Origin of the sequence: Streptomyces sp. NPDC004542, from assembly GCF_040610035.1 — a bacterium.
GTDB lineage: Bacteria > Actinomycetota > Actinomycetes > Streptomycetales > Streptomycetaceae > Streptomyces.
Window position 1 is genome coordinate 68,578 of record NZ_JBEXLP010000008.1, and the last position, 22,399, is coordinate 90,976.

General features: G+C 73.0%; 22 protein-coding genes and 2 pseudogenes. 10 read left to right on the plus strand and 14 right to left on the minus strand.

Translation table 11 applies throughout. The annotated features are described in order from the left end of the window. Positions 1-26: 26 nt before the first annotated feature. The 3 genes from ABZX30_RS07490 to ABZX30_RS07500 all read right to left on the minus strand — a co-directional run bounded on the left by ABZX30_RS07490 (position 27) and on the right by ABZX30_RS07500 (position 2,041). Entirely contained in the window at positions 27-839 is an 813-nt protein-coding gene (locus tag ABZX30_RS07490; protein WP_355930030.1) for an SAM-dependent methyltransferase, read from the minus strand. An 86-nt stretch (positions 840-925) separates the two neighbouring features. After that, on the minus strand, positions 926-1,180 hold the full coding sequence (locus tag ABZX30_RS07495; RefSeq protein ID WP_355930033.1) for a DUF397 domain-containing protein: 255 nt from the start codon (positions 1,178-1,180) through the stop codon (positions 926-928). Further along, positions 1,181-2,041: a helix-turn-helix transcriptional regulator gene (locus ABZX30_RS07500; RefSeq protein ID WP_355930036.1), complete on the minus strand. Its 861-nt coding sequence runs from the start codon at positions 2,039-2,041 to the stop codon at positions 1,181-1,183. A gap of 306 nt (positions 2,042-2,347) precedes the next feature. On the opposite strand from ABZX30_RS07500, the gene ABZX30_RS07505 reads away from it, so the two are divergent. The 3 genes from ABZX30_RS07505 (at position 2,348) to ABZX30_RS07515 (ending at position 5,686) form a co-directional block, all read left to right on the plus strand. Beyond that, complete coding sequence (locus ABZX30_RS07505) at positions 2,348-3,073, plus strand: ATP-binding protein (protein WP_355930039.1); 726 nt, start codon at positions 2,348-2,350, stop codon at positions 3,071-3,073. Continuing rightward, positions 3,070-3,516 carry a hypothetical protein gene (locus ABZX30_RS07510; RefSeq protein WP_355930041.1) on the plus strand — a complete coding sequence of 149 codons (447 nt, stop codon included), beginning with the start codon at positions 3,070-3,072 and terminating at the stop codon, positions 3,514-3,516. Before ABZX30_RS07505 ends, ABZX30_RS07510 begins: the two co-directional genes overlap by 4 nt. A 307-nt stretch (positions 3,517-3,823) precedes the next feature. Beyond that, entirely contained in the window at positions 3,824-5,686 is a 1,863-nt protein-coding gene (locus ABZX30_RS07515) for an ABC transporter ATP-binding protein (protein WP_355930191.1), read from the plus strand. Between the two features lie 6 nt (positions 5,687-5,692). On the opposite strand, the gene ABZX30_RS07520 is transcribed toward ABZX30_RS07515, so the two are convergent. From ABZX30_RS07520 to ABZX30_RS07530, 3 genes are all read right to left on the minus strand, one after another. Next, complete coding sequence (locus ABZX30_RS07520) at positions 5,693-5,869, minus strand: hypothetical protein (protein ID WP_355930044.1); 177 nt, start codon at positions 5,867-5,869, stop codon at positions 5,693-5,695. 99 nt (positions 5,870-5,968) lie between these two features. Continuing rightward, positions 5,969-7,207: a cytochrome P450 gene (locus ABZX30_RS07525; RefSeq protein WP_355930046.1), complete on the minus strand. Its 1,239-nt coding sequence runs from the start codon at positions 7,205-7,207 to the stop codon at positions 5,969-5,971. A gap of 29 nt (positions 7,208-7,236) precedes the next feature. Next, positions 7,237-9,102, minus strand: coding sequence for an FUSC family protein (locus ABZX30_RS07530; RefSeq protein WP_355930049.1), 1,866 nt, complete (start codon positions 9,100-9,102; stop codon positions 7,237-7,239). Between the two features lie 409 nt (positions 9,103-9,511). On the opposite strand from ABZX30_RS07530, the gene ABZX30_RS07535 reads away from it, so the two are divergent. Continuing rightward, positions 9,512-10,486 (plus strand): expansin EXLX1 family cellulose-binding protein, encoded by a 975-nt coding sequence (locus tag ABZX30_RS07535; protein ID WP_355930051.1) that lies wholly within the window; start codon positions 9,512-9,514, stop codon positions 10,484-10,486. 76 nt (positions 10,487-10,562) lie between these two features. Here ABZX30_RS07535 and ABZX30_RS07540 read toward each other — a convergent pair whose 3' ends face one another. Continuing rightward, on the minus strand, positions 10,563-11,084 hold the full coding sequence (locus ABZX30_RS07540; protein WP_355930053.1) for a hypothetical protein: 522 nt from the start codon (positions 11,082-11,084) through the stop codon (positions 10,563-10,565). 207 nt (positions 11,085-11,291) lie between these two features. Here ABZX30_RS07540 and ABZX30_RS07545 point away from each other — a divergent pair. Then, positions 11,292-11,381, plus strand: a pseudogene (locus ABZX30_RS07545) (RidA family protein); the annotation flags it as partial. Beyond that, positions 11,382-11,570 (plus strand): annotated as a pseudogene (locus ABZX30_RS07550) (GNAT family N-acetyltransferase); the annotation flags it as partial. It abuts the pseudogene before it with no gap. A 51-nt stretch (positions 11,571-11,621) separates the two neighbouring features. Here the strand turns inward: ABZX30_RS07550 and ABZX30_RS07555 are convergent. Beyond that, positions 11,622-12,311 (minus strand): uracil-DNA glycosylase, encoded by a 690-nt coding sequence (locus ABZX30_RS07555; RefSeq protein ID WP_355930055.1) that lies wholly within the window; start codon positions 12,309-12,311, stop codon positions 11,622-11,624. 89 nt (positions 12,312-12,400) lie between these two features. On the opposite strand from ABZX30_RS07555, the gene ABZX30_RS07560 reads away from it, so the two are divergent. Continuing rightward, positions 12,401-12,946 carry an RNA-binding S4 domain-containing protein gene (locus ABZX30_RS07560; RefSeq protein WP_355930058.1) on the plus strand — a complete coding sequence of 182 codons (546 nt, stop codon included), beginning with the start codon at positions 12,401-12,403 and terminating at the stop codon, positions 12,944-12,946. Between the two features lie 2 nt (positions 12,947-12,948). On the opposite strand, the gene ABZX30_RS07565 is transcribed toward ABZX30_RS07560, so the two are convergent. Together ABZX30_RS07565 and ABZX30_RS07570 are read right to left on the minus strand one after the other, a co-directional pair. Next, positions 12,949-13,404 carry a DoxX family protein gene (locus tag ABZX30_RS07565; RefSeq protein WP_355930060.1) on the minus strand — a complete coding sequence of 152 codons (456 nt, stop codon included), beginning with the start codon at positions 13,402-13,404 and terminating at the stop codon, positions 12,949-12,951. A 101-nt stretch (positions 13,405-13,505) separates the two neighbouring features. Continuing rightward, positions 13,506-14,417 carry an acyltransferase domain-containing protein gene (locus tag ABZX30_RS07570; RefSeq protein ID WP_355930063.1) on the minus strand — a complete coding sequence of 304 codons (912 nt, stop codon included), beginning with the start codon at positions 14,415-14,417 and terminating at the stop codon, positions 13,506-13,508. Between the two features lie 66 nt (positions 14,418-14,483). On the opposite strand from ABZX30_RS07570, the gene ABZX30_RS07575 reads away from it, so the two are divergent. After that, entirely contained in the window at positions 14,484-14,804 is a 321-nt protein-coding gene (locus ABZX30_RS07575) for a DUF6343 family protein (RefSeq protein ID WP_355930064.1), read from the plus strand. A gap of 101 nt (positions 14,805-14,905) precedes the next feature. On the opposite strand, the gene ABZX30_RS07580 is transcribed toward ABZX30_RS07575, so the two are convergent. The 4 genes from ABZX30_RS07580 to rpsA all read right to left on the minus strand — a co-directional run bounded on the left by ABZX30_RS07580 (position 14,906) and on the right by rpsA (position 18,640). After that, positions 14,906-15,286: a tetratricopeptide repeat protein gene (locus ABZX30_RS07580; protein WP_355930067.1), complete on the minus strand. Its 381-nt coding sequence runs from the start codon at positions 15,284-15,286 to the stop codon at positions 14,906-14,908. Positions 15,287-15,336: 50 nt separating this feature from the next. After that, positions 15,337-15,969 carry a dephospho-CoA kinase gene (gene coaE / locus ABZX30_RS07585; protein ID WP_355930069.1) on the minus strand — a complete coding sequence of 211 codons (633 nt, stop codon included), beginning with the start codon at positions 15,967-15,969 and terminating at the stop codon, positions 15,337-15,339. Between the two features lie 30 nt (positions 15,970-15,999). Beyond that, positions 16,000-16,938, minus strand: a complete 939-nt coding sequence (locus ABZX30_RS07590; protein ID WP_355930072.1) for a PAC2 family protein — start codon at positions 16,936-16,938, stop codon at positions 16,000-16,002. Positions 16,939-17,146: 208 nt separating this feature from the next. Continuing rightward, positions 17,147-18,640, minus strand: coding sequence for a 30S ribosomal protein S1 (gene rpsA, locus ABZX30_RS07595; RefSeq protein ID WP_355930075.1), 1,494 nt, complete (start codon positions 18,638-18,640; stop codon positions 17,147-17,149). 317 nt (positions 18,641-18,957) lie between these two features. Here rpsA and ABZX30_RS07600 point away from each other — a divergent pair, with 317 nt between their 5' ends. Continuing rightward, positions 18,958-19,821, plus strand: a complete 864-nt coding sequence (locus ABZX30_RS07600; protein WP_355930077.1) for a class I SAM-dependent methyltransferase — start codon at positions 18,958-18,960, stop codon at positions 19,819-19,821. Positions 19,822-19,825: 4 nt separating this feature from the next. Then, positions 19,826-22,354, plus strand: coding sequence for an ATP-dependent helicase HrpB (gene hrpB, locus ABZX30_RS07605; RefSeq protein ID WP_355930080.1), 2,529 nt, complete (start codon positions 19,826-19,828; stop codon positions 22,352-22,354). Positions 22,355-22,399 lie beyond the last annotated feature (45 nt).

Here is a 22,399-nt window from a genome sequence, read left to right on the forward strand (position 1 = left end):
AAGGCCGGTGAAGCGGGGCCGCGCAGCTACGCCTTGCGGGCGACCGCCCCGTACCCCGGGATCACCCCGTCGTCCTGCCCGGGAACCGGGTCGCCCAGCTCGGGGTGCCACTTGTGGACGATCTCGACACCGGGATCGACCAGTTCGAGGCCGTCGAAGAAGCGGGTGAACTCCTCGCGGGAGCGCAGCGCCAGCGTCACGCCCGCCGCCTTGAGCTTCTCGGTGGCCGCCGCGGCCTCCTCCGGGGTGAAGTCGGCGGTGGCGTGGGTCATCGTCAGGTAGCTGCCGGACGGCAGTTCGGACAGCAGCCGGTCGACGAGCTCGTGCGCGCCGTCCTCGTCGGAGACGAAGTGCAGCAGGGCGACGAGCGAGAGGGCGACGGGACGGTCGAGGTCCAGGACCCGCTTCGCGCCCTCGATGATGGCGGCCGGCTCGCGCACGTCGGCCTGAAGGTACTCGGTGGCGCCCTCCGGCGTGCCGCGCAGCAGGGCCGCCGCGTGGGCCAGCACGATCGGGTCGTTGTCGCAGTAGACGATCCGCGAGTCCGGTGCCACCTGCTGGGCTATCTGGTGCAGGTTCGGCTCGGTCGGGATGCCGGTGCCGATGTCCAGGAACTGCCGTACGCCCTGCCCGGCCAGCCACCGCGTGGCGCGGTGCATGAACGCGCGGTTGACCCGGGCCATCACCGGCACCCGGGGGTCGAGGGCCAGCATCTGCCGGCCCATCTCCTCGTCGACGGGGTAGTTGTCCTTGCCGCCGAGGTACCAGTCGTACATGCGAGCGGGGTGTGGCCTGCTGGTGTCGATCTGGACGGGGTCCGTGGGGTCCTGCCCGGTCATGAGGCACTCCGTAAGGTGTTCAAGTCATTACCCGAAGGGGGATGTTCAGCAAGAGACATAGTCAACAGGCGGTCGCACGAGGCGGCTCAGGAGAGCAGGAAGTCGGCCTCCCCCGCCTTGGCGCCCTCGATGAAGGCGGTCATCTCGTCCGTGGTGTATATCAGCGCCGGACCGTCCGGGTCGGTCGACTGGCGTACGGCGATCCGGCCGTCGGCGAGCTTCATCGCCTCCAGGCAGTTCCCGCCGTTGCCGCCGCTCCAGGGCTTGTGCCACCCCTCGCTGCCCAACTCCCGCGCGGGCATGCCGTTGTAGACGCGACTGCGCGGCTTCATGCGATCCATTCAGAACTCCTTGCGGAGATCCCGGAGGATCTCCTTCGTGCGTTGTGCCGTAGCGGCCTGCGCCGCCATGCGGTCCATGACCTCGAGGTGGGTCGCCACCTCGGCGCGCGCGTCCAGGTAGACCGCGCCGGTCAGGTACTCGCTGTAGACCATGTCCGGCAGTTCGGGCATGGCGAATCGGAACAGCACGAAAGGCCCGTACGTGCCGGGATGCGGTCCGCTCGCGAACGAGGCGACCTGGAGGGTCACGTTGGGCAGCTTCGTGACTTCGATCAGCCTGTCGAGCTGCGCGCGCATCACCTCCGGGCCGCCGACCGGGCGGCGCAGGGCGGTCTCGTCCATGACGGCCCAGAACCGGGGCGCGTCGGAACGGGTGAGCAGTTGCTGGCGTTGCATGCGCAGCGCGACGTGCCGCTCGATGTCCTCGGGCCGGGTCTGGCCGACGGCGCCCGCCTTCAGGACCCCGCGTGCGTAGTCCTCGGTCTGCAGCAGGCCGGGCACGAAGTGCGGTTCGTACGACCGGATGAGACTTGCCGCGCCCTCGAGGCTGACGTACATCGAGAACCAGCCAGGCAGGATGTCGTGGAACCGCTGCCACCAGCCGGGCCTGTTGGCCTCCTCGGCCAGCTGGACGAACACCTCGGCCTCTTCGTCGCCGACTCCGTAGGCCTTGAGGAGGAGTTGGAGGTACGGGATCTTGAGGCCGACCTCGGCCATCTCCATACGGCGGACGGTGGCGGGGGCGACGCGGAGGATCCGGGCGGCCTCCTCCCGCTTGAGCCCGGCGCGTTCCCTCAGGTCCAGCAGGCGTCGACCGAGGACCACCTGACCGACCGTCGGCGCGGACCGCGGCTCGCTCACGCTCCCACCTCCACGGACGAATGACGGCTCAACACCACTCAACGCGCCGCAACACGCCTCGACACGCCTGAGACGCACCTCAACACGCCGCAATGCACCCCAACACGCCGCAACGCGCTTCAAGGCGCCTCAACGCACCTGTTCGCGAACAAAAGCCGACAGACCTACGGCGCCATTCGAAATCACGTTCGAAGATCGTATGAATCCTCGTCGATCCCAACTGGCGCCGCTCAACGTGCTGTTGCGAGCAGTGTGCCACGGCGTCCGACCGAGTCACACAGCACTCTGTAATTTTCAGAGTGACTCTTGCCAAGTGTTCACGGCAGGACGATAGTGGCAAGCGTGATTCCGTCCGCGCCCTTAGGAACAGACGCCGCCGCAGGCCGATTCGGTCTCGGTGCCGCCACGGGAGTCGCCCCAGGTGGGGGCACTGCCGGGCGCCGGTTCCGCTTCGAGTTGGCCGCACATCCGGGTTCGCCCGCACAGGCGAGACGTCTGACGCGTGCCCGGCTGACCGGCTGGCAGGTCTGCGCGGACACCTGTGACACCGCGGCTCTGGTGGTGACCGAGCTGGTCACCAACGCGATCGTGCACACGGCGAGCAGCCGTGTCGTGTGCGAACTGCACGACCGCGACGGCACCGTGCGCATAGCCGTGCAGGACGAGGGCTGTGCCCCAGGTGAGCCGCATCCGTCGCCGCAGCGGCCCGACGAGGAGCACGGGAGGGGATTGCTTCTCGTCGACGCCCTGTGCCGGGCGTGGGGTGCGCAGGAGCTCGGGCCCGGACTGCTGGTCTGGGCCGAGTTGCCGCACAGCGGCGACACACCGGACGACGGCGCCGGTGAACCGTGCAACGACCTCGGCTGGGGCGCCCGCTCCAAGCCGGCCGCACCGCACGGCACGGGCCACGGCACGGGCGGCCACGACTCGGGGCGCGGTCCGGGCGAGGACGAGCAGGCGAAGGCCCGGCACGGCGCCGACGCCCTGGGAAGGATCCCGCACGAGCGGGACCGGACGTGGGGGAGGCCGTGACCGGCGGTCCGCGCCCCGGCCGGGCCATGGGCCTCGACACTCTGGTGCGCATCCGGCGTGAGCAGGGCCCCTCGGGGCGCGCCTGGACCCCGGGGGGCACCACGGCCTCGGCCCTCCCCGAAGGCATGACGGCCCCGCTGGGCTGCGACGCGGTGGCCGTCCCCGCCCGCTTCGGACCGGTGATCGTGCCCCGGCTGCCGCGCGTGGGGTGCGTGTACACCGACGGCGCGCACTGGTGGTGGATCGTCCCGTCGGACTCCGACTACGCCCTGTCGTGGCCGGTTCCCGCCCATTACGCCCCCGGCGCCCCGGTCCCCCGGACCGCCCGCCTCATCCACCGGCCGGAGGGCACGATTCCGTACACCCCGCCGATCCCGCTGTACCTCGCGCTGTGCCGGGTCACCGGGACCACTCCGGACTGGTCGCGCCCCATCAGCGCGTAGCGCTCCGCGGAGTGCGGGAGTCGGGCTCGGGCTCGGGCGGTGCGATCGGTCCGGGGATACGCCCGCGCCCGTGCCGTCCTCCGGGAGCTGCGCCCCAGCTGTGGTGAGCGGTGGCGAAGCCCCCGGTGTACGCCCCGCGCGCCTGAGGTGATGTGGCTCGCGCCCTGCCCCGCGGCGTTCGCGCCCGGGATAGTGGCCGTCGGTCATGACCCGGGGGAGGTTGACGGTGGGCAAGAGGCACGACTCGGCGGGGCCCGAGGTGTCCGATTCGGAGCGGCTGCTGTTCGGCGGACCGTTGCGCTACGACATGGGGTGGAACCAGCACACGGACGCCTTCCTGGAGCTGGACTTCCGGGCGATGGTGACCCGGCTGCCCGGCATGCTCACATCCAGCTTCCGGCTGGCCCGGGAGGCCGACCGGGGCGCCGCCCGGACCGTGCTGGCCGCGGAGGCGGGCCGGGGTCTGGCCCAGGCGGTGAGCCTGCTGGCGGTGAACAGCGTGCTGGGCCGGCTGATCGGCGGCGGTTCCCTGGAGGAGCGGCTGCGCGGCGCCGCCCCCGCCCTGATCGCCATGGCCGCGGTGGCGCTGGTCGCCACGCTGCTGGGCGCCGCGTCGACATGGGCGACCGGCCGGCTGGAGCCCAAGGTCGAGCGGGTGGCCACCGAGCGGTACCTGGAGCGGGCCGCGGCCGTGGAACTGTCCGCGATCGAGGACCACGCCTTCCACAAGCTGCTCGACACCGCGCAGTACGGGGCGTCGTCGGCGCGACGCATGATCATGTACGGCACACGGGTGATCAACGCGCTGATCTCGCTGATCGCGGCGGCCGGCGTGCTGACCGTGCTGCACCCGGCGCTGCTCCCGCTGCTGATCACGATGACCCTGCCGAGCGCCTGGGGCGCGCTGACCAACGCCCGGCGCCGCTACGAGTCCTTCCACACCTGGGTGCAGCACGCCCGCGCCGGGCACCTGATCAGCAATCTGCTCACCGAACCGGAGGCAGCCCCGGAGATCCGCGTGCACGGCGTCGGGCCGTTCCTGCTGCGGCACTTCCGGGCGATGTCGGAGAACGCGGAGGCGGAGCAGGAACGGCTGGCCCGGCTGGCGGCCCGTACGGGGCTGATCGCGGCGGCCTGGACGGGCCTGGCGACGGTGGCGACGTACGCGACGCTCGGTGCGCTGCTGCTGTCCGGTGCGATGGCGCTGTCCGTGGCGGGCACCGCGGTGATCGCGATCCGCACCGGCTCGGCGAGCCTCGACACGCTGGTGCTGGAGATCAACACGCTGCATGAGGAGGCCCTGTTCGTGAGCGATCTCCAGCGGTTGTACGCCGAGGCGGCCGAGCGCGCCGTCCCGGTCGGCGGCGAGGCCCTGCCCGAGGACCCGCGCGAGATCCGCTTCGAGAACGTCACCTTCAGCTACCCGGGTGAGTCCAGCCGTCCCGCCCTGGACGACGTCACGCTCACCTTCCCGCTGGGCCGGATCGTGGCGCTGGTGGGTGAGAACGGCTCGGGCAAGACGACCCTGGTCAAGCTGCTCGCGGGCCTGTACCGGCCGGACCGGGGCCGGATCCTGTGGGACGGCGTCGACGCGGCGGGGGCCGACCGGCACCAGCTGGCCGAGCGGATCGCGATGGTGGCGCAGGACTTCAAGCGCTGGCCGTTCACCGCCCGGGTCAACGTCGCCGTCGGCCGTTCCTCCGCGCCCCTCACCGAGGAAGACCTGGCCGACGCGATCGAGGAGGCCGGCGCGCAGGAGGTGGTCGCCGATCTGCCGCGCGGCCTGGACACCCTGCTGGCCCGCAACTTCAGCGGGGGGCACCAGCTCTCCGGCGGTCAGTGGCAGCGCCTGGGCATCGCCAGGGCCGCGTACCGGCGCGGCCGCATCCTGATCGTGGACGAGCCGACCGCGGCCCTGGACGCCCGGGCCGAGCTGGAGGTCTTCGAGCGGATCCGCGCGCTGGCGGGCAGCGGCCAGACCGTCGTGCTGATCACCCACCGGCTGGCGTCGGTGCGCCACGCGGACCTGGTGCACGTCCTCGGCCAGGGCCGGGTCGTGGAGTCCGGCAGCCCGGAGGAACTGCTGGCCACCGGCGGCCTCTACGCGGAGCTGTACGCGCTCCAGGCCGAACAGTTCACGGGCGGGCTGCCCGCCCCGAAGGCGGGCTGAACCCGCTCACTCGACGCCGTCGGCACCCCGGACGATCACCAGGAACGTGTCGGTCGCGAGATCCATCACGACCTCGGCGGGCAGCCCTTCGAGGCGCCGCGCGTGCGCGAACTCCTCGGCCGGCCACGATCCCCGCGGCCCGCCCGCGGGAAAGCGTTCGAGCACCGTTCGCCCGTTCACCATCTCGCACCTCCAGAGAGCGTCGAACTTTGTTGGAGTCAACGCCCTGGAAAGGGGAAAGGCCTCGCTCGGTGACCGGACTGAGACATTGTTGGCACGCTTTCACCGCGGTAGGTGAGAGTCCGTGCACTGTGCGGCACCAGGAGCACCGATCGTGTCCGGTTCGGCACGGATCGCATAGGTCACCGGAAGCGTGACCAGCCCCCGGGCCCGCAGGGAGGGCCGCCAGCGCAAGGTGCCCTCGGCGAGCGCGAGGTCCGGGAACCGCTCCAGCAGCGCGGCCAGCGCGATCTCGGTCTCGGCGCGGGCCAGTGGGGCGCCCAGGCAGTAGTGGATGCCGTGGCCGAGAGCGAGGTGACCGCCGGTGTCGCGGGTGAGGTCCAGGCGGTCCGGGCCGGGGAAGCGGGCGGGGTCGCGGTTGGCGGCGGACAGCGACACCCAGACCGTCTCCCCGGCGGGCACGGTGACCCCGCCGATGGTGACGTCCTCGACCGGGAAACGCCGGATGCCGAGCAGGGCCGGCCCCTCGTAGCGGGCGGCCTCCTCCACGGCCGCCGGGAGCAGCGCGGGCTCCTCGCGCAGGGCGGCCAGCTGGCCGGGGTGGCTCAGCAGGGCGAGCACGGCGTTGCCGATGAGCTGCACCGTGTTCTCGTATCCGGCGATCAGGATGAGGAAGGCGAGGGACATCAGTTCGTCCTCGCTCAGCCGGTCGCCCTCGTCGCGCACGGCGATCAGGTCGGAGAGCAGGTCGTCGGCGGGCTCCCGGCGCTTGTCGGCCAGGAGGCGGGTGAAGAAGCCGAGCATGGCGACCACCGCCTCCCGTCCCGCGTCCGGACGTGCGGGGTCGGGGGCGAGGAGGGCGTCGGTCCAGATCCGGAAGTCGAAACGGTGGTGCTCGGGGATGCCCAGAAGGTCGCAGATGACGGTGATGGGGAGTGGGGCGGCGTAGGAGGCGACCAGGTCGGTGGTGCCGTGCGGGCCGAGCGCGGCGAGGAGTTCGTCGGCGGTGCGCCGGATGGGCCCGCGCAGATCCTGGACGCGGCGCGGTGTGAAGGCCCTGCCGACCAGGTGCCGGATGCGGGTGTGGTCGGGCGGGTCCATGTTGAGGAGGTTGGCGTCGAGGGCGGGCGGCAGGGCGAACCCCTTGTACGTGCCTGCCGTGGCGTGCTTCTTGTCGAGCGACAGCCGGGGGTCGGCGAGGGCCTCGCGCACGTCCTCGTACCGCGTCACCAGCCAGGCCGGCGTCCCGTCGGGTCCGGTGATGCGGTGCACGGGCGCGTCCTCGCGCAGGCGCCGGTAGACGTCGTAGGGCTGGTCGATGAGGCCGTCGGCAGGGTCCATGGGACCCACCCTATGAAGAACGGGACCCGCTACTGCGAAGAAAGAGAACCCGCCCTGGGAGGAACCGTTTCGGCGCGCCCCCGTTCCAGTTCGCCGACGAGTTCGGTGAGGAGCCGGGTCTGTTCCGGGGTCAGGTGGCCGGTGTCGTCGAGGTACACGGCACTCGCCGTGGTGGTGTCGACAAGCCGTTCGAGGACGGCGGCCACGCTGTCCGTGCCCTCGGTGTGGCGGGCGAGGGCGGGCAGTTCGGCGGCGGACAGGGCGATGGCGGTGCGGGCCTCGGAGAGGGCGCGGTAGGCCTCGCGGCGCAGCACCCACCGTTCGGCGTGGTCGCCGGACTCGCTGAGCACGTGGGTGAGATAGGCGTGCGCGGCGCGTTCGGCCGCCGCGAGCCGCTGCCGTACGCCCCCACCGCGCGCCCCCGGCATCGGCAGGTGCCCGACGATCAGCACGAGGGCGCAGGCCAGCAGCGTCTCGCCGATCCGGCCGGCGGAAGCCTGCGGTTCCCCGGCGACCATGACGAGGGCGAGGACGAGCAGCGTGAAGACGGTGGTCTGGGCGGCGAAGTGCCGGGCGGCGACGGGGATGAGCGCCCCGCAGACGGTCACGATCGCGATGAGCCCCTCCGGCCGGGGCAGTACGGCGGCGAGGCCGGCGAAGACGAGGGCGCCCAGCACGGTTCCGGCGGCCCTGGACAGCACCCGGGAGGCCAGCGGCCCGAGGTCGGGCTTGACCAGCCACACAGCGGTCACGGGCAGCCAGTACCAGTGCTGGTGACCGTACCAGCGGGCGTGGTGCAGGGCCTGGGCGATGGCCGCGCTGGCGCCGAAACACAGGGCGACCCTGAGGCCGTACTCCCGTCCACCGCTGCCGAGGGCGGCCCGGAGCAGGTCCTTCGCGGTGCGGCGCCGGGTGGGGGGCCGCTGCTGGGCGTTCCCGGCCCGGTCGAAGGTCTCGGCGGCGCGCAGCAGGGCGTCGTCGAGGGCGCGCAGCGCGGGGGCGGACCGGTGGGGTGCGGGCAGCGGCCCGGTGCCGCTGTTGGCGCGTACGGCCCCGGCGAGCCGCCGGGGCCCCTCCGAGGCCCGCTCGCCCACGGCCTCCCCGGCCCAGGCGAGGGCGGTCGCGGCCTCGGCGAGGGGCAGCGCCGCGGCGTACTGGGCGTGCAGCCGGCGCTCGGCCGCGGAGCTGGCGTGGCGCCGCAGCCGGGGTCCGGCGAGGGCGTCCTGCGCATGGTCGAGGGCGGCGGTCAGCGCGGCCCGGCGGGCCAGGGCGTCGTCGGTCCCCACGGCGTCGAGCAGGTCGGCGATCGCGTCGTACACCCCGGCGACGGCGGCCCGCTCCCCGTCGAAGCGGAAGTCACCGGCGAGGGAGCCGGGCGTGGGCAGCGCCAGCCGCAGCGCGAGCAGCCATCCGGCTCCGGCGAGGAAGGCGAGGGCCCGCAGCCACCCCGGCTCGGGCAGCGGCATCCCGGCGCCGATGGCGGCGCCGACCAGCAGCTGCGAGCCGGCGGCGCTGGCCGCGGGTCCGACGGCGACCGCACAGCCCGCGAGCAGGCCGAGTCCGGTGAGCAGCAGCGTCAGCGGGACGGCCGCGAGGTGCTGCCCGCTGTACGTCCCGGTGAGCAGCCCCACGGCCCCGGCGAGCGCGGGCACCCCGAGCCGCTTGACCGAGGCCCGCCGACTGCCCGGCCGGTCGTTGGTCCCGGCCAGCATGGCGGCGATGGCGGCGAAGACGCCCAGGGAGACGCGGTCGGCGAGCACGGCGGCCAGGAGCAGCGGGCCGGCGGCCAGCGCCCCTCGCGTGACCGCGCTCCAGGGCACGGGTCCGCGCTGGGCACGGAAGGCGTGCGCGAGCCATGGGGGCAGGGCGGGGCGGGCGGGGAGGACGCGGATCACTGGGCTCCTGTGCGGACGAGGGCGGGGCTGGGCGCGCCTTCGGGCGACGGTGGCCGGGCTGCTCGGTGCTTCAAGCTTAAATCGGGTTCCCGCACGGAAGCGGACTCACGCGTTTCGCCCGTGTGACGGATGTCCCGGCAGCCGCGTCCTTCATGAACGCAATCCTGGGGGCGTGCTCCCCTTGCACCGCCGCGAACCCGACGAACGCGGCCCACGCGGTCTCGATCGGGCCAAGGTCTCCTCCTCGTGGCCGCCCTCCACGCCGGGCAAGGCGGTGTGGGCGGAGTTCCACCCGCCACATGGCCACCGAACTCCCGGCAACTTTTCCGGCCACTGCGACCACTGGTGAGTCGGAAGCGCATGTCCTCGCGTATCACAGGGGGACTCGAAGGACTCAAAGGAGTCACCCGTGGCATCGTCACCCCACCGCCGCCCCGCCCCCAGGCGACGTACGGCCCTGGTCTCCGCCGTCGCCCTGGCGGCCGCGGGACTCCTCATATCCCTGGTGATGGCGTTCCGCCCCGACGGCGGCTCCCACACCGTGGGAGCCGCGGCCACGCCCGCCGCGAGCACCCGGACGACGAACATCCCGTCCGCGGCACCGACGTCGAAACCGAAGCCGGAAAAATCGAAGCCGTCCACGGCGTCCCCGACACCGAAGCCCACCAGGACCAGCCCGAAGCCCACCAGGAAGCCCACCGGATCGGGGGCGCGGCCGTCGCCCACCCGCACCGCCGTGGCCGATGCCCGGTCGGCCTCGGGTGCGGCCCCGCTGGCGGGACGGATCAAGCCAGGGGTCACCTATACCGGCGTCGCCACCCATTACGACGCGGCGGACGGCAACGGCGCCTGTACGTACGGCCCGACCTCCGACCTGATGATCGTGGCGATGAACCACACCGACTACGAGACCGCCGAGGCGTGCGGGGCGTACCTCAGCGTGCGCGCGGGCGGGGCCTCGGTCACGGTGCGGGTCACCAACGAGTGCCCCGAGTGCGCACCCGGGGCACTCGACCTCAGCGAGCAGGCCTTCGCGAAACTCGCCGCCCTCGACACCGGCCGCGTCCCGGTCTCCTGGACCCTGCTGAGCCCCGGCACCTCCGCCGAGGTCTCGATCCGCTACAAGACCGGCTCCAGCGCAAACTGGTGCGGCATCCAGGCCCTCGGCCACCGCAACCCGCTGGCCCGCCTGGAGGTCAGCACCGCAGGCGGCTGGCGCCGGCTGACCCGCGAGACCTACAACTACTTCCTCTCCGAGGACGGCACCGGCTGCGGCGGCCGGTTGAGGCTCACCGACATCTACGGCCAGCAGCTGACCGTCAGCGGCCTCGCCGTCCGCCCGGACACCGTCCAGGCGACCCGCGTCCAGTTCGCCCAGCACTGAACGCCGACGGCGGTCACCGCGGACCCACGTACCCCCCGAGGAGGCGCTCCCGCGGCACGGCGTGATGCGTGCGCCGTCAGGCGTAGGTCCACCGCCACGCGCCCGAGCTGTAGCTGCACCTGATCCCCGTACCGCCGGCGGTGGTCGTCGTGGCGCCGTGGTCACTGTTCCGGCAGTACTGGCCGGCCTGGTAGCAGTTGCCCGCGTTGGAGGTGATCGAGCAGGTGCCGGTGTCGCTGCTGCCGCTGTAGCCGCCGCCGCTGTTGTCGCTGGTGCCGGCTCCGGAGACGCTCCGCGCGGTCCTGGTGACCGTGACGGTCGGGCCGGGCTTCTTCACCGTCTTGGTCCGGGTGACCGTGGGCGCGGGCGCCGCCTTCGGTACGTCGGTCACCGTCGCCGTGGCCGTCACCGTGACCGCCGGCCGGGGCTTGGCGGCGGCGGCGTTCGCCGCGTTGACCTCGTCCTGCGCGCTCTGGGTGCCACCGATGGCACCCAGGCCGAACACGACCACGCCGGCCGCCCAGACGCGCTTGCGCTTGTACCAGCGCCGGTTGTCCACGGGGCGTGGAGCGGGCGTCGTCGAGTACGGGCTGTTCATGTCGTCCCCCCTGAGGTTCCTTCAGCTGGACGACGGTAAGTCCATGTAGGAGCCACATAAAAGGGGTGTGAAGATTTGGTGATCATTCCGTGACGAACGGCCTCCGCGCACCCTGGACATCGGGATGCGACGAGGAGGTACCGCTCGGATGATCGGATGGTTGCCCGCCACCCGATCATCCGATCGTCCGCACCAGGAGCCTCCCCCATGATCCGGCGCGTCACCGCCCCCGGTCTCTTCCCGCCGCCCGCCTCCTCGCACGCCACTGTGGTCGAGGCGGGCACCAAGCTCGCGTTCGGCATCGGGGACCGGTTCGTCGCGCTGGCCAAGGAGCGCAGTCCCGGGGGACTTCAGCTGCGGACCTTTCAGGTGAACGAGCCCGCCCACCGGTTCTACGAGCGGCACGGCTTCGTCGCCGTGGAGTTCACGGACGGCAGCGGTAACGAGGAGCGGGAGCCGGACGTGCGGTACGTGTGGCGGCCGTGAATGTGAGGTGCGTGCGCTGCGTGCGGTACGTGCCGGCGGCGGGCCCGCGGGTCACAGCCCGGCCGCCTGTGCCGCCGTGCGCAGCACCTCGCGCAGCATCTCGGGGGTGAGCCGGCCGGTGAAGGTGTTGCGCTGGCTGACGTGGAAGCAGCCGAAGAGGCCCAGGCCGTCGAGCGCGACGCGGGTGCCGTGGGCGAAGGCCGGCCGGGGGCGGGGCACGTTCCAGCCCGCCTCGGCGAACGCGGGCAGCGCGGCCTGCCAGCCGAAGGCGCCGAGGACGACGGCGGCCCGGAGTGTCGGGCGCAGCAGCCGCAGCTCCCGCACGAGCCAGGGACGGCAGGTGTCCCGTTCCCCGGGGGTCGGCTTGTTGGCGGGCGGGGCGCAGTGTACGGGTGAGGTGACGCGGACGCCGTACAGCTCCAGCCCGTCACCGGCGCGTTCGGACGTGGGCTGCGAAGCCAGCCCTACGTCGTGCAGGGCCTGGTAGAGCACGTCCCCGGAGCGGTCGCCGGTGAACATGCGGCCGGTGCGGTTGCCGCCGTGCGCGGCGGGCGCGAGGCCGATGATCAGCAGCCGGGCGTCCGGCGGGCCGAAGCCCGGCACCGGGCGGCCCCAGTACGTCCAGTCGGCGAAGGCGGCGCGCTTGGTCCGGGCCACCTCCTCCCGCCAGGCGACCAGACGGGGGCAGGCGCGGCAGTCCGCGACGCGCCGGTCGAGCCGGGCGAGGCCGCTGGTGTTCATGTCTCCACCGTAGGGGCTGCGCCGGGACCGGTTCCCCAGGTGGAAAATCGGGTCCGGTTGCCCCGGTCCGTCGAGCTAAGGTCGGGAGCATGGCTTCCCAGGATGCGGACGAGGACACCAGCCGCGGCACCGGCGGCAGCACAGGCACCGCAGGCGCCGGCCCGGGTCCGGGTGCGGCGGCCGCCGTCGACCCTAAGATCGCCGCCGCCGTGGCCGCGGCCGAGGCGGCCGGTCCGGCCGGCGGTGAGACCGTCCGCATCGACAGCTGGATCTGGGCCGTGCGGCTGATCAAGACCCGCTCCCTCGGGGCCACCGCCTGCCGCGGCGGACATGTCCATGTGAACGGCGAGCGCGTCAAGCCCGCGTACTCCGTGCGCGTCGGCGACGAGGTGCGTCTGCGGCACGAGGGCCGGGAACGGGTCGTGATCGTCAAGCGGCTGATCCGCAAGCGGGTCGGCGCCCCGGTGGCCCAGCAGTGCTACATCGACAACTCCCCGCCGCCCCCGCCCCGCGAGGTCGTGGCGCCCGCCGGTCTCCGCGACCCCGGCACCGGCCGCCCCACCAAGCGCGACCGCCGCGAGCTGGAGCGCCTGCGGGCGCTGAACGGGCTCAGGGGGCGTCCCGGAGGCCGGTGACGTCACGCTGCCCGCCGCCGGGCCGGCCGCAGCAGCAGCCGCAGGTCCGCGTTGTGGCCCCGCCGGGCCCAGGCGATCACGGCCAGCGGCATGATGAGGATCAGGGGGGTCGCGGCGTTCTGTCCGTCGAAGGCGGTGATCTGGACGATGAAGGCTCCCACCATCAGCGCGCCCAGCGCCGTCGCCGCCAGCGACTGCAGGACCGGCACCAGCAGGGCCACGGCCCCGGCGAGTTCCAGCGCGCCGATCGTGTACATGGCCGCGCTGCCCCAGCCGATCCGGTCGAAGGACTCGACGGCCGACGGATGGGCGATCAGCTTGGGCAGCGCGCTCGCGATCCCGTAGAAGAGGGCGAGCAGCACCTGCACCGTGCGCAGGGCGATCCGGGTGACCCGGGCACGGCGGTCACGGGCCGGCGCGGAGTCGGCGGGGGTGACGGAGGCGGTGGTCTCGGACATGCGGTTCTCCTGGGTGAAGCGGTCCCGGTTGCTGTCACCGAGGTAGACCCGCCCCGGGCCGGGAACTCATCGCCGCACCGGCTCCCGGTCCGGCGTACACCTCATTCGGCCCGCAGCGGGAACCAGCCGTGCCCGAGGTACCAGTGTCCTCCGGCCCGCAGGTGGTCCCCGATCGCCCGTTCCACGGAGGTCCGGCGTGGCAGCTCGGCGAACGGCAGGTCCGGGTCGCCGAAGACGAACCGCACGGGCTCCCGGTCGGCCGGTTCGGTGTCCTCGCGGGCGGTGCGGAACCGGTCCTGGAAGCGGACGATGTTGGACCGCGCGGGCAGGTACCGCTTCAGCTGTGGGTCGAGCAGCCAGGAGTGGCAGACCGCGGCCCGGTGCGGCTCCTCGGGGAAGTGGAGGGCGAAGAACTCGCACGCCAGCGCCACGGAGCGGTCGCAGGCCGCCGGGGTCAGGGGGCCGTGGAAGCCGGGTATGTGGACGGCGAGGCAGGGATCGCCCGGTGCCGCCCGCAGCCCGGCCGCCGCCAGCGCCGGCGCGGTGCGCTGCCCGAGCACCGTACGCTCGAACTGAAGGCGCCCCAGTTGGTACAGCTCACCGCGGAAGTGGCGGGCGAGCCAGCTCGGGTTCAGCAGGCCCGTGGTGCCGTGCCGCCTGCGGCCGGTGGCGATGTTACGGCCGAGGTCGGCGAGGGTGCGGCGGGAGACGCCGGCCGGGATGCCGCGCTCACGGTGGTACGCGCGCGTGTGCGGCACCGCGGCGAGGAACACGTACACGGGGAAGTACCGTTCCAGGACGGCCGGAGCGGCGGCGATCCGCTCGTCGATCTCCGGTGTCCGGCCGATCTCCCCGATGTCCCGGACCAGCTCCTCCACGCATTCCGCCAGCAGCCGCAGCACGCCCGGGTCGCCCGTCACGGTGTTCCGCAGCAGGACCAGTTCGTTGATGTCCTCGTGCGGTACGGCGAGGTCGAGGAGCAGCTCGGGCAGGTCGTCGGCGTCCGGCAGCACGGTGCGGTCCCCCTTGGGTGAAGGCCCTCATGGCAGGGTACGTGAGAGGCAGGAGAGTGAACGGCGATGCGTACGGGCAGTGAACCGGTGACCGCGCGCAGTGCACTGCGGGCGCGGTTGTGGCTGAGCGTGTGGGGTGTGGCCTGGGCGATCGTCGGCACGGCGGCCTTCGCGTTCGCCGGACGCCCCGGATGGGCGGCGGCGTGCGGGGTGCTGTGGCTGGTGGCCGCCGTCGACCTGACCGTGATCGTCCGGCACATCCGGCAGGGCCCGCACTACCAGCCGGGCCGGGACGTCCCGCCGTACGCTCCGCTGGATGAGCCGCCGGCCCGCCGCCCGCCACGGCGTCACCCGCCGTTCCGGCCGTCGCGGCACCGGCATACGTGACCGGCCGCCCGGGACGGACGGCCGAGGACGGCGGCCAGGGACGGCGGTCATGGGCGGACGGCCAAGAACCGGCGGTCCGGGAGGCGGTCAGGGACGGGCGGTCAGGAGTCGAAGCGGGCCGCCTTCAGGTACTGCGGCTTGGGGTCCAGCGCGGCCGCCAGCCGGAAGTGGCGCTTGGCCTGGTCGTGCCGTCCCTGACGTTCGTAGGTGCGGGCGAGCGCGAAGTGCGCGAAGGCGTTGTCCGGCTCGCGCTCCAGGACGATGGTGAACTCGAGTTCCGCGGGCCGCAGCTGCGCGGCGGCGAAGAAGGCACGGGCGCGCAGCAGCCGCGCGGCCGTGTTCTCCGGGTGGGCGGCGATGACCCCGTCGAGCAGCTTCACCGCGCCCCGCGGGTCCCGTGCGTTGAGCAACTGCTCGGCGGCACGGAAGTCGATGACATGCGTTTTTGGCGTACGTCCGGTGGAACCGCTGGTCTCGGGCACGGCACAGTCCTTCCCTCACTGGAGGGGTTCAACGCCCGGATCTTGGGCCGCTATTCCTCGTGCGGCGTCCCGGCGTCGCCGCGCGGCGCGTGCGCCCTGCGCACCAGGTCGTCCCAGACCTCGCCGACCCGCCGGCGCAGCACCGGAAGGGGCACGTCGTTGTCGATGACGACGTCCGCGATCTCCAGGCGCTTCTCGCGGGTGGCCTGTGCGGCCATGCGCGCGCGTGCGTCCTCCTCGCTCATGCCCCGCAGCCGGACCAGCCGGTCGAGCTGGGTCCCGGGGTCGGCGTCGACGACGATCACCAGGTCGTACAGCGGTGCGAGGCCGTTCTCCGCGAGGAGGGGGACGTCGTGGACGACGACGGCGTCCTCGGCCGCCGCGTTCTCCAGTTCGCGGGAGCGAGCGCCCACCAAGGGGTGCACGATCGAGTTGAGGCGGGCCAGCTGCGCCGGGTCGGCGAAGACGATCGAGCCGAGTTTCGGCCGGTCCAGGCCGCCGTCCTCGGCGAGCACCTGGTCGCCGAAGGCCTCGACGACGGCCGCGAGACCCTCGGTACCGGGCGCGACGACCTCGCGCGCGATGCGGTCCGCGTCGATCAGCACGGCCCCGTGCTCGACGAGCATCCGTGACACCTCGCTCTTGCCGGCGCCGATGCCGCCGGTCAGGCCCACTGTCAGCATGAGCGGAAGCTTAGGCCCTCCCCCGGCGGCTCAGTTGTCGCCCTCCCGCTCCGCCAGGAAGCGTTCGAACTCGCGGCCGATCTCGTCCGCGGACGGGATGTCGGCCGGTTCGGCGAGCATGTTGCCGCGGGTCTCGGCACCCGCCGCGGCGTCGTACTGGTGCTCGAGGCCCTGGACGAGGGCGGTGAGTTCCTCGTCGCCCTCGCGGATCTGCCGGTCGATCTCGGTCTGGGTCCGGTGGGCGTCCGTGCGCAGGGAGTGCGCGATGCCGGGGAGGACCAGGCCGGTCGCGCCCGTGATGGACTCCAGGACGGTCAGCGCCGCGTCCGGGTAGGGGGAGCGCGCGATGTAGTGCGGCACGTGCGCGGCGACGCCCAGGACGTCGTGGCCCGCCTCCATGAGGCGGTACTCGACCAGCGACTCGGCGCTGCCGGGCACCTGCGCCTCCTCGAAGGGGCTGCGGTGACCGGGGACCAGGTCGGTGCGGTTGCCGTGCGGGGTGAGGCCGACGGGCCGCGTGTGCGGGACGCCCATGGGGATGCCGTGGAAGTTCACGGACAGCCGGACACCCAGGCGTTCCACGATCTGCTGGACGGCCGCGGCGAACCTCTCCCACTCCACGTCCGGCTCCGGGCCCGACAGGAGCAGGAAGGGCGCACCGGTGGTGTCCTGGACGAGCCGGACCTCGATGGCGGGTTCCTCGTAGTCGGTCCAGCGGTCGCGCTTGAAGGTCTGCAGCGGGCGGCGCGCGCGGTAGTCCACGAGCCGGTCGTGGTCGAAGCGGGCGACCAGCTGGTGGGGCAGCGAGTCGAGGAGCCGGTCGACGATCTGGTCGCCGGTGTCCCCGGCGTCGATGTATCCGTCGAAGTGGTAGAGCATGACGAGCCCCGCCGACTCCTGGGCCAGCGCCATGTCGACGACGGCCAGCCCCTTCGGCTCCCACGCGTACAAACCCTGCGGATCAAGCACAGTGACCGCCCCTCCTCGTGTCCGTCATGGTCAACGTGCCCTGAGGCGCGGGCATTCCCACGCCGCGCCCATGATCAGGAAAGGCCCCGTGACGACGAGGCCCGCTTGCGCCCCCAAGGGGCGCGGGGAACCGAACACGTCTGAGGGGCCGCACCTCGAAAGGTACGGCCCCTCAGCAGGACTACCCGCTAAGCCCAGCGGTCAGCGATCAGCTCTGGCCGCCGGCCAGCTTCTCGCGGAGCGCGGCCAGCGCCTCGTCCGAGGCCAGCGCGCCGGAGGTGTCCGGGCCCTCGGAGGAGTACGAACCGCCACCGGACGCGGCCGGAGCGGCGGCCTCGCCACCCTCGGCAGCGGCCTGGGCGTCCGCCTCGCGGGACTTGATGACCTGCTGCTGGTGCTGCTCGAAGCGGGACTGCGCCTCGGCGTACTGGTGCTCCCACGCCTCGCGCTGGGTCTCGTAGCCCTCGAGCCAGTCGTTGGTCTCGGGGTCGAAGCCCTCGGGGTAGATGTAGTTGCCCTGGTCGTCGTAGGACGCGGCCATGCCGTACAGGGTCGGGTCGAACTCGACCGAGGCCGGGTCGGCGCCGAAGGCCTCGTTGGCCTGCTTCAGCGAGAGGCTGATGCGACGGCGCTCGAGGTCGATGTCGATGACCTTGACGAAGATCTCGTCGTTGACCTGGACGACCTGCTCCGGGATCTCCACGTGGCGCTCGGCCAGCTCGGAGATGTGGACCAGACCCTCGATGCCCTCGTCCACGCGGACGAACGCACCGAACGGCACCAGCTTCGTGACCTTGCCGGGCACGACCTGGCCGATCTGGTGGGTGCGGGCGAACTGCTGCCACGGGTCTTCCTGGGTCGCCTTCAGCGACAGGGAGACGCGCTCGCGGTCCATGTCGACGTCCAGGACCTCGACCGTGACCTCCTGGCCGACCTCGACGACCTCGGAGGGGTGGTCGATGTGCTTCCAGGACAGCTCGGAGACGTGGACCAGACCGTCGACGCCACCCAGGTCCACGAAGGCACCGAAGTTGACGATCGAGGAGACGACGCCGGAACGGACCTGACCCTTCTGGAGGGTGGTGAGGAACGTCTGGCGGACCTCGGACTGGGTCTGCTCCAGCCAGGCGCGGCGGGACAGGACCACGTTGTTGCGGTTCTTGTCCAGCTCGATGATCTTGGCCTCGAGCTCCTTGCCGACGTACGGCTGGAGGTCGCGGACACGACGCATCTCGACCAGGGAGGCGGGGAGGAAGCCGCGGAGGCCGATGTCGAGGATGAGACCACCCTTGACGACCTCGATGACGGTACCGGTGACGATGCCGTCCTCTTCCTTGATCTTCTCGATGGTGCCCCAGGCACGCTCGTACTGGGCGCGCTTCTTCGAGAGGATCAGGCGGCCTTCCTTGTCCTCCTTCTGGAGGACCAGGGCCTCGATCTCGTCGCCGACGGCGACGACCTCGTTCGGGTCGACGTCGTGCTTGATCGAGAGCTCGCGGCTCGGGATGACACCTTCGGTCTTGTAACCGATGTCGAGCAGGACCTCGTCCCGGTCGACCTTCACGATGACGCCGTCGACGATGTCGCCGTCGTTGAAGTACTTGATCGTCTCGTCGATCGCGGCGAGGAAGGCTTCCTCGTTACCGATGTCGTTGACCGCTACCTGCGGGGTGGTGGCGGTGGTCTCGGTGCTGCTCGTCATGTGGGAAAGGGCTCCGGTACGGACATTGAAGTCGTAGGCACTGCTTACGCCGGGAGCCCGTTTCGCTCTGCAGAAGCCGGACAGCCAAGGAAGCGCCCCACCGATATGGGTGATGACGCCTCGACAACCGAGGGGACATACAACAGATGCGAGCGCAGCCTGCTCCGTCTGAGGTGCGCAGGCCCGCAGCGCAACTTGTAGCATACGGGGGCAGCCGGGCAGGGTCAATGCGCGAAGCCGCACACCCGGGGCGGATCGCCGCATAACCGGCACAAGAACCGTCCCACGAGGCCACGCAGGCCCGGGGGACCTCTCCCGTGACGACACGGCCCGAACGGGTTGCACGGAAGATTACGACGAGGGAGCCGATCATCCAAGAGCCCGAACCGTTCGAACCGGAAGCCACCCGGCGTGACGCCGGGGTGACGGAGAGCTCCCGGGCCAACCGGGGCTGGTGGGACCGGAACGCGGACGACTACCAGGTCGAACACGGCACGTTCCTCGGCGACGACCGCTTCGTGTGGGGCCCCGAGGGCCTGGACGAGGTGGAGGCCGAGCTGCTCGGGCCGCCCGAGGACCTCAAGGGCCGGGACGTCCTGGAGATCGGCGCGGGCGCCGCCCAGTGCTCGCGCTGGCTGGCCGCCCAGGGAGCCCGCCCGGTGGCCCTGGACCTCTCGCACCGCCAGCTCCAGCACGCCCTGCGCATCGGCGGCTCGTTTCCGCTGGTGTGCGCCGACGCCTGCGCGCTGCCCTTCGCCGAAGGCTCCTTCGACCTGGCGTGCTCGGCGTACGGGGCGCTGCCGTTCGTCGCCGACCCGCGGCTGGTGCTGCGCGAGGTGTGCCGGGTGCTGCGGCCGGGCGGCCGGTTCGTGTTCTCGGTGACGCACCCCCTGCGCTGGGCGTTCCCGGACGAGCCCGGCCCCGAGGGCCTGTCCGTGGCCGCCTCCTACTTCGACCGCACGCCGTACGTCGAGCAGGACGACGAGGGCCGGGCGGTGTACGTCGAACACCACCGGACGCTCGGCGACCGGGTCCGGGACGTCGCGGCGTCGGGCTTCCGGCTGGTGGACCTGGTCGAGCCGGAGTGGCCGGCCTGGAACACCTCGGAGTGGGGCGGGTGGTCGCCGCTGCGGGGCAGCCTCATCCCGGGGACGGCGATCTTCGTGTGCGTACGAGACTGAGCGTGTGATCCGTTACGACGCCCTGGACGCCCTGCCCGTACGCGGCGCGCTGCCCGCGCTGAACGACGCCCTGGAGGAGCACGGCACCGCCGTCCTCGGAGCGCCGCCCGGCACCGGCAAGACGACGCTGGTGCCGCTCGCGCTGGCCGGGCTGCTCGGGGACGGGCCCGCGCGGCGGGTCGTCGTGGCCGAGCCACGGCGGATCGCGGCCCGGGCCGCCGCCCGACGGATGGCCTGGCTGCTGGGCGAGAAGACCGGCGGCAGCGTCGGTTACACCGTGCGCGGCGAGCGGGTCGTGGGCCGGCACGCGCGCGTGGAGGTCGTCACGACCGGTGTACTGCTGCAGAGGCTCCAGCGGGACCAGGAGCTGACCGGTGTCGACGTGGTCCTGCTCGACGAGTGCCACGAGCGGCACCTGGACGCGGACACGGTGGCCGCGTTCCTGTGGGACGTGCGGGAGAACCTGCGGCCGGAGCTGGGCCTGGTGGCCGCGTCGGCGACCACGGACCCGGAGGAGTGGTCACGGCTGCTCGGCGGGGCGCCCGTCGTCGAGGCCCGGGGCTCCGCGCACGCGGTCGGCGTCGTCTACGCGCCCCCGGCGCGTACGGTACGGCCGTCGCACGGCATGTGGGTGGATCCGGTCCTGCTCGCGCACGTGGCGTCGGTGGTGCGGCGGGCGCTGGCGGAGTGCGCCGGGGACGTGCTGTGCTTCCTGCCGGGCACGGGCGAGATCCGGCGGGTCGCCGGGCTGCTGGGGGACCTGGGCGACGTGGACGTGCTCCAGGTGCACGGGCGGGCACCGGCCGCGGCGCAGGACGCCGTGCTGGTGCCCGGGCAGCGGCCCCGGGTGGTGCTGGCCACCTCCGTGGCGGAGTCGTCGCTGACGGTGCCCGGGGTGCGGGTGGTCGTCGACTCGGGGCTGGCCCGGGAACCGCGGGTGGACCACGCCCGCGGGCTGAGCGCGCTGACGACGGTACGGGCGTCGCACGCGGCCGGACGGCAGCGGGCCGGGCGGGCCGGGCGTGAGGCGCCGGGGACGGTGTACCGCTGCTGGGCGGAGGCCGAGGAGGGGCGCCTGCCGCGTTTCCCGTCGCCGGAGATCAAGGTGGCCGACCTGACCGCGTTCGCCCTCCAGGTGGCCTGCTGGGGGGATCCGGACGCCTCGGGGCTGGCGCTGCTCGACGCTCCGCCGGGCGGGGCGATGGCGACGGCGCGCTCCGCGCTGGCGGCCGTGGGGGCGGTGGACTCCGCCGGTTCGGCCACGGAGCGGGGGGTACGGCTGTCCCGGCTGGGCCTGCATCCCCGGCTGGGGAGGGCGTTGCTGGACACCTCCGGCGCGGGCGCCGAGGTCGTCGCGCTGCTGAGCGAGGAGGCGCCGAGGGAGTACGGGGACGACCTGGCGTCGGCCGTGCGTGTCGCGCGGCGCGGGGGTGACGTCTACGCCAAGCGGTGGGCCGCTGAGGTCCGGCGGCTGCGGGCGGTCGTTCCGGAGGGGGTTTCCCGCCCGGCCGGCCGTGACTCCCGGTCTCACGTGGACGCCGGGATCGGGACGGACGCCGGCGACGACCGGATCGCCGGGCTCGTCGCCGCTCTCGCGTTCCCGGAGCGGGTGGCCAGGCTCGAGGGCGGGTCCTACCTCATGGTCTCCGGGACGCGGGCCGAGCTTGCCGAGGGGTCCCCGCTGCACGGGGCGCCCTGGATCGCCGTCGCCTCGGCCGGCCGGGCGCTCGGCAAGGGGCACGCGCGCGTGCGGCTCGGGGCGGTGGTCGACGAGGAACTGGCGCGGTTCGCGGCGCGGGCGCTGTACGAGGAGCGGGACGAGGTGCGCTGGGCGGACGGCGACGTCGTCGCGCGCCGGGTGGAACGGCTGGGGGCCGTCGAGCTGGCGGTGCGCCCGCTGAGGGACGCCGATCCCGGCCTCGTACGCCAGGCGCTGCTCGAGGGGCTGCGGCAGGAGGGGTTCGGGCTGCTGCGGTGGCCGGCGGAGGCCGTCGGGCTGCGGCAGCGGCTGGCCTTCCTGCGGCTGCGGGCCGGCGAGCCCTGGCCGGACGTGTCCGACGAGGCGCTGTACGCGCGCGTGGACGAGTGGCTGGAGCCCGAGCTGGGCCGGGCCCGGCGACGCGCGGACCTGGCGCGGATCGACGCCGGGGCGGCGCTCGGGCGGCTGTTGCCCTGGGCCTCGGGGGAAGCCGCGCGGCTCGACGAACTCGCCCCCGAGCGGATCACCGTACCGAGTGGGTCCAGGATCCGGATCGACTACGGCGACCCGGAACGGCCCGTCCTCGCCGTGAAGCTCCAGGAGATGTTCGGACTGCGGGTCTCGCCCGTCGTGGCGGGCGTGCCGCTGCTGGTCCACCTCCTCTCCCCCGCCGGGCGGCCCGCCGCCGTCACCGCGGACCTCGCGTCCTTCTGGAAGGACGGCTACAAGGGCGTACGGGCCGAACTGCGCGGGCGGTACCCGAAGCACCCGTGGCCCGAGGACCCGCTCACCGCCGAACCGACCCGTCACACCAACGCCCGCCCCAGCCGCTGACGAACGCCGTCCGGCGCCCGCGCGGCCCCACTGCGGCGCGGCACG

What these genes read in the sequence shown, in the direction of transcription:
- ABZX30_RS07490 (WP_355930030.1), bottom strand. Translation starts at nt 839, where the DNA reads ATGACCGGGCAGGACCCCACGGACCCCGTCCAGATCGACACCAGCAGG.
- ABZX30_RS07495 (WP_355930033.1), bottom strand. Translation starts at nt 1,180, where the DNA reads ATGGATCGCATGAAGCCGCGCAGTCGCGTCTACAACGGCATGCCCGCG.
- ABZX30_RS07515 (WP_355930191.1), top strand. Translation starts at nt 3,824, where the DNA reads ATGGGGTGGAACCAGCACACGGACGCCTTCCTGGAGCTGGACTTCCGG.
- ABZX30_RS07520 (WP_355930044.1), bottom strand. Translation starts at nt 5,869, where the DNA reads ATGGTGAACGGGCGAACGGTGCTCGAACGCTTTCCCGCGGGCGGGCCG.
- ABZX30_RS07525 (WP_355930046.1), bottom strand. Translation starts at nt 7,207, where the DNA reads ATGGACCCTGCCGACGGCCTCATCGACCAGCCCTACGACGTCTACCGG.
- ABZX30_RS07540 (WP_355930053.1), bottom strand. Translation starts at nt 11,084, where the DNA reads ATGAACAGCCCGTACTCGACGACGCCCGCTCCACGCCCCGTGGACAAC.
- ABZX30_RS07555 (WP_355930055.1), bottom strand. Translation starts at nt 12,311, where the DNA reads ATGAACACCAGCGGCCTCGCCCGGCTCGACCGGCGCGTCGCGGACTGC.
- ABZX30_RS07560 (WP_355930058.1), top strand. Translation starts at nt 12,401, where the DNA reads ATGGCTTCCCAGGATGCGGACGAGGACACCAGCCGCGGCACCGGCGGC.
- ABZX30_RS07565 (WP_355930060.1), bottom strand. Translation starts at nt 13,404, where the DNA reads ATGTCCGAGACCACCGCCTCCGTCACCCCCGCCGACTCCGCGCCGGCC.
- ABZX30_RS07575 (WP_355930064.1), top strand. Translation starts at nt 14,484, where the DNA reads ATGCGTACGGGCAGTGAACCGGTGACCGCGCGCAGTGCACTGCGGGCG.
- coaE (WP_355930069.1), bottom strand. Translation starts at nt 15,969, where the DNA reads ATGCTGACAGTGGGCCTGACCGGCGGCATCGGCGCCGGCAAGAGCGAG.
- rpsA (WP_355930075.1), bottom strand. Translation starts at nt 18,640, where the DNA reads ATGACGAGCAGCACCGAGACCACCGCCACCACCCCGCAGGTAGCGGTC.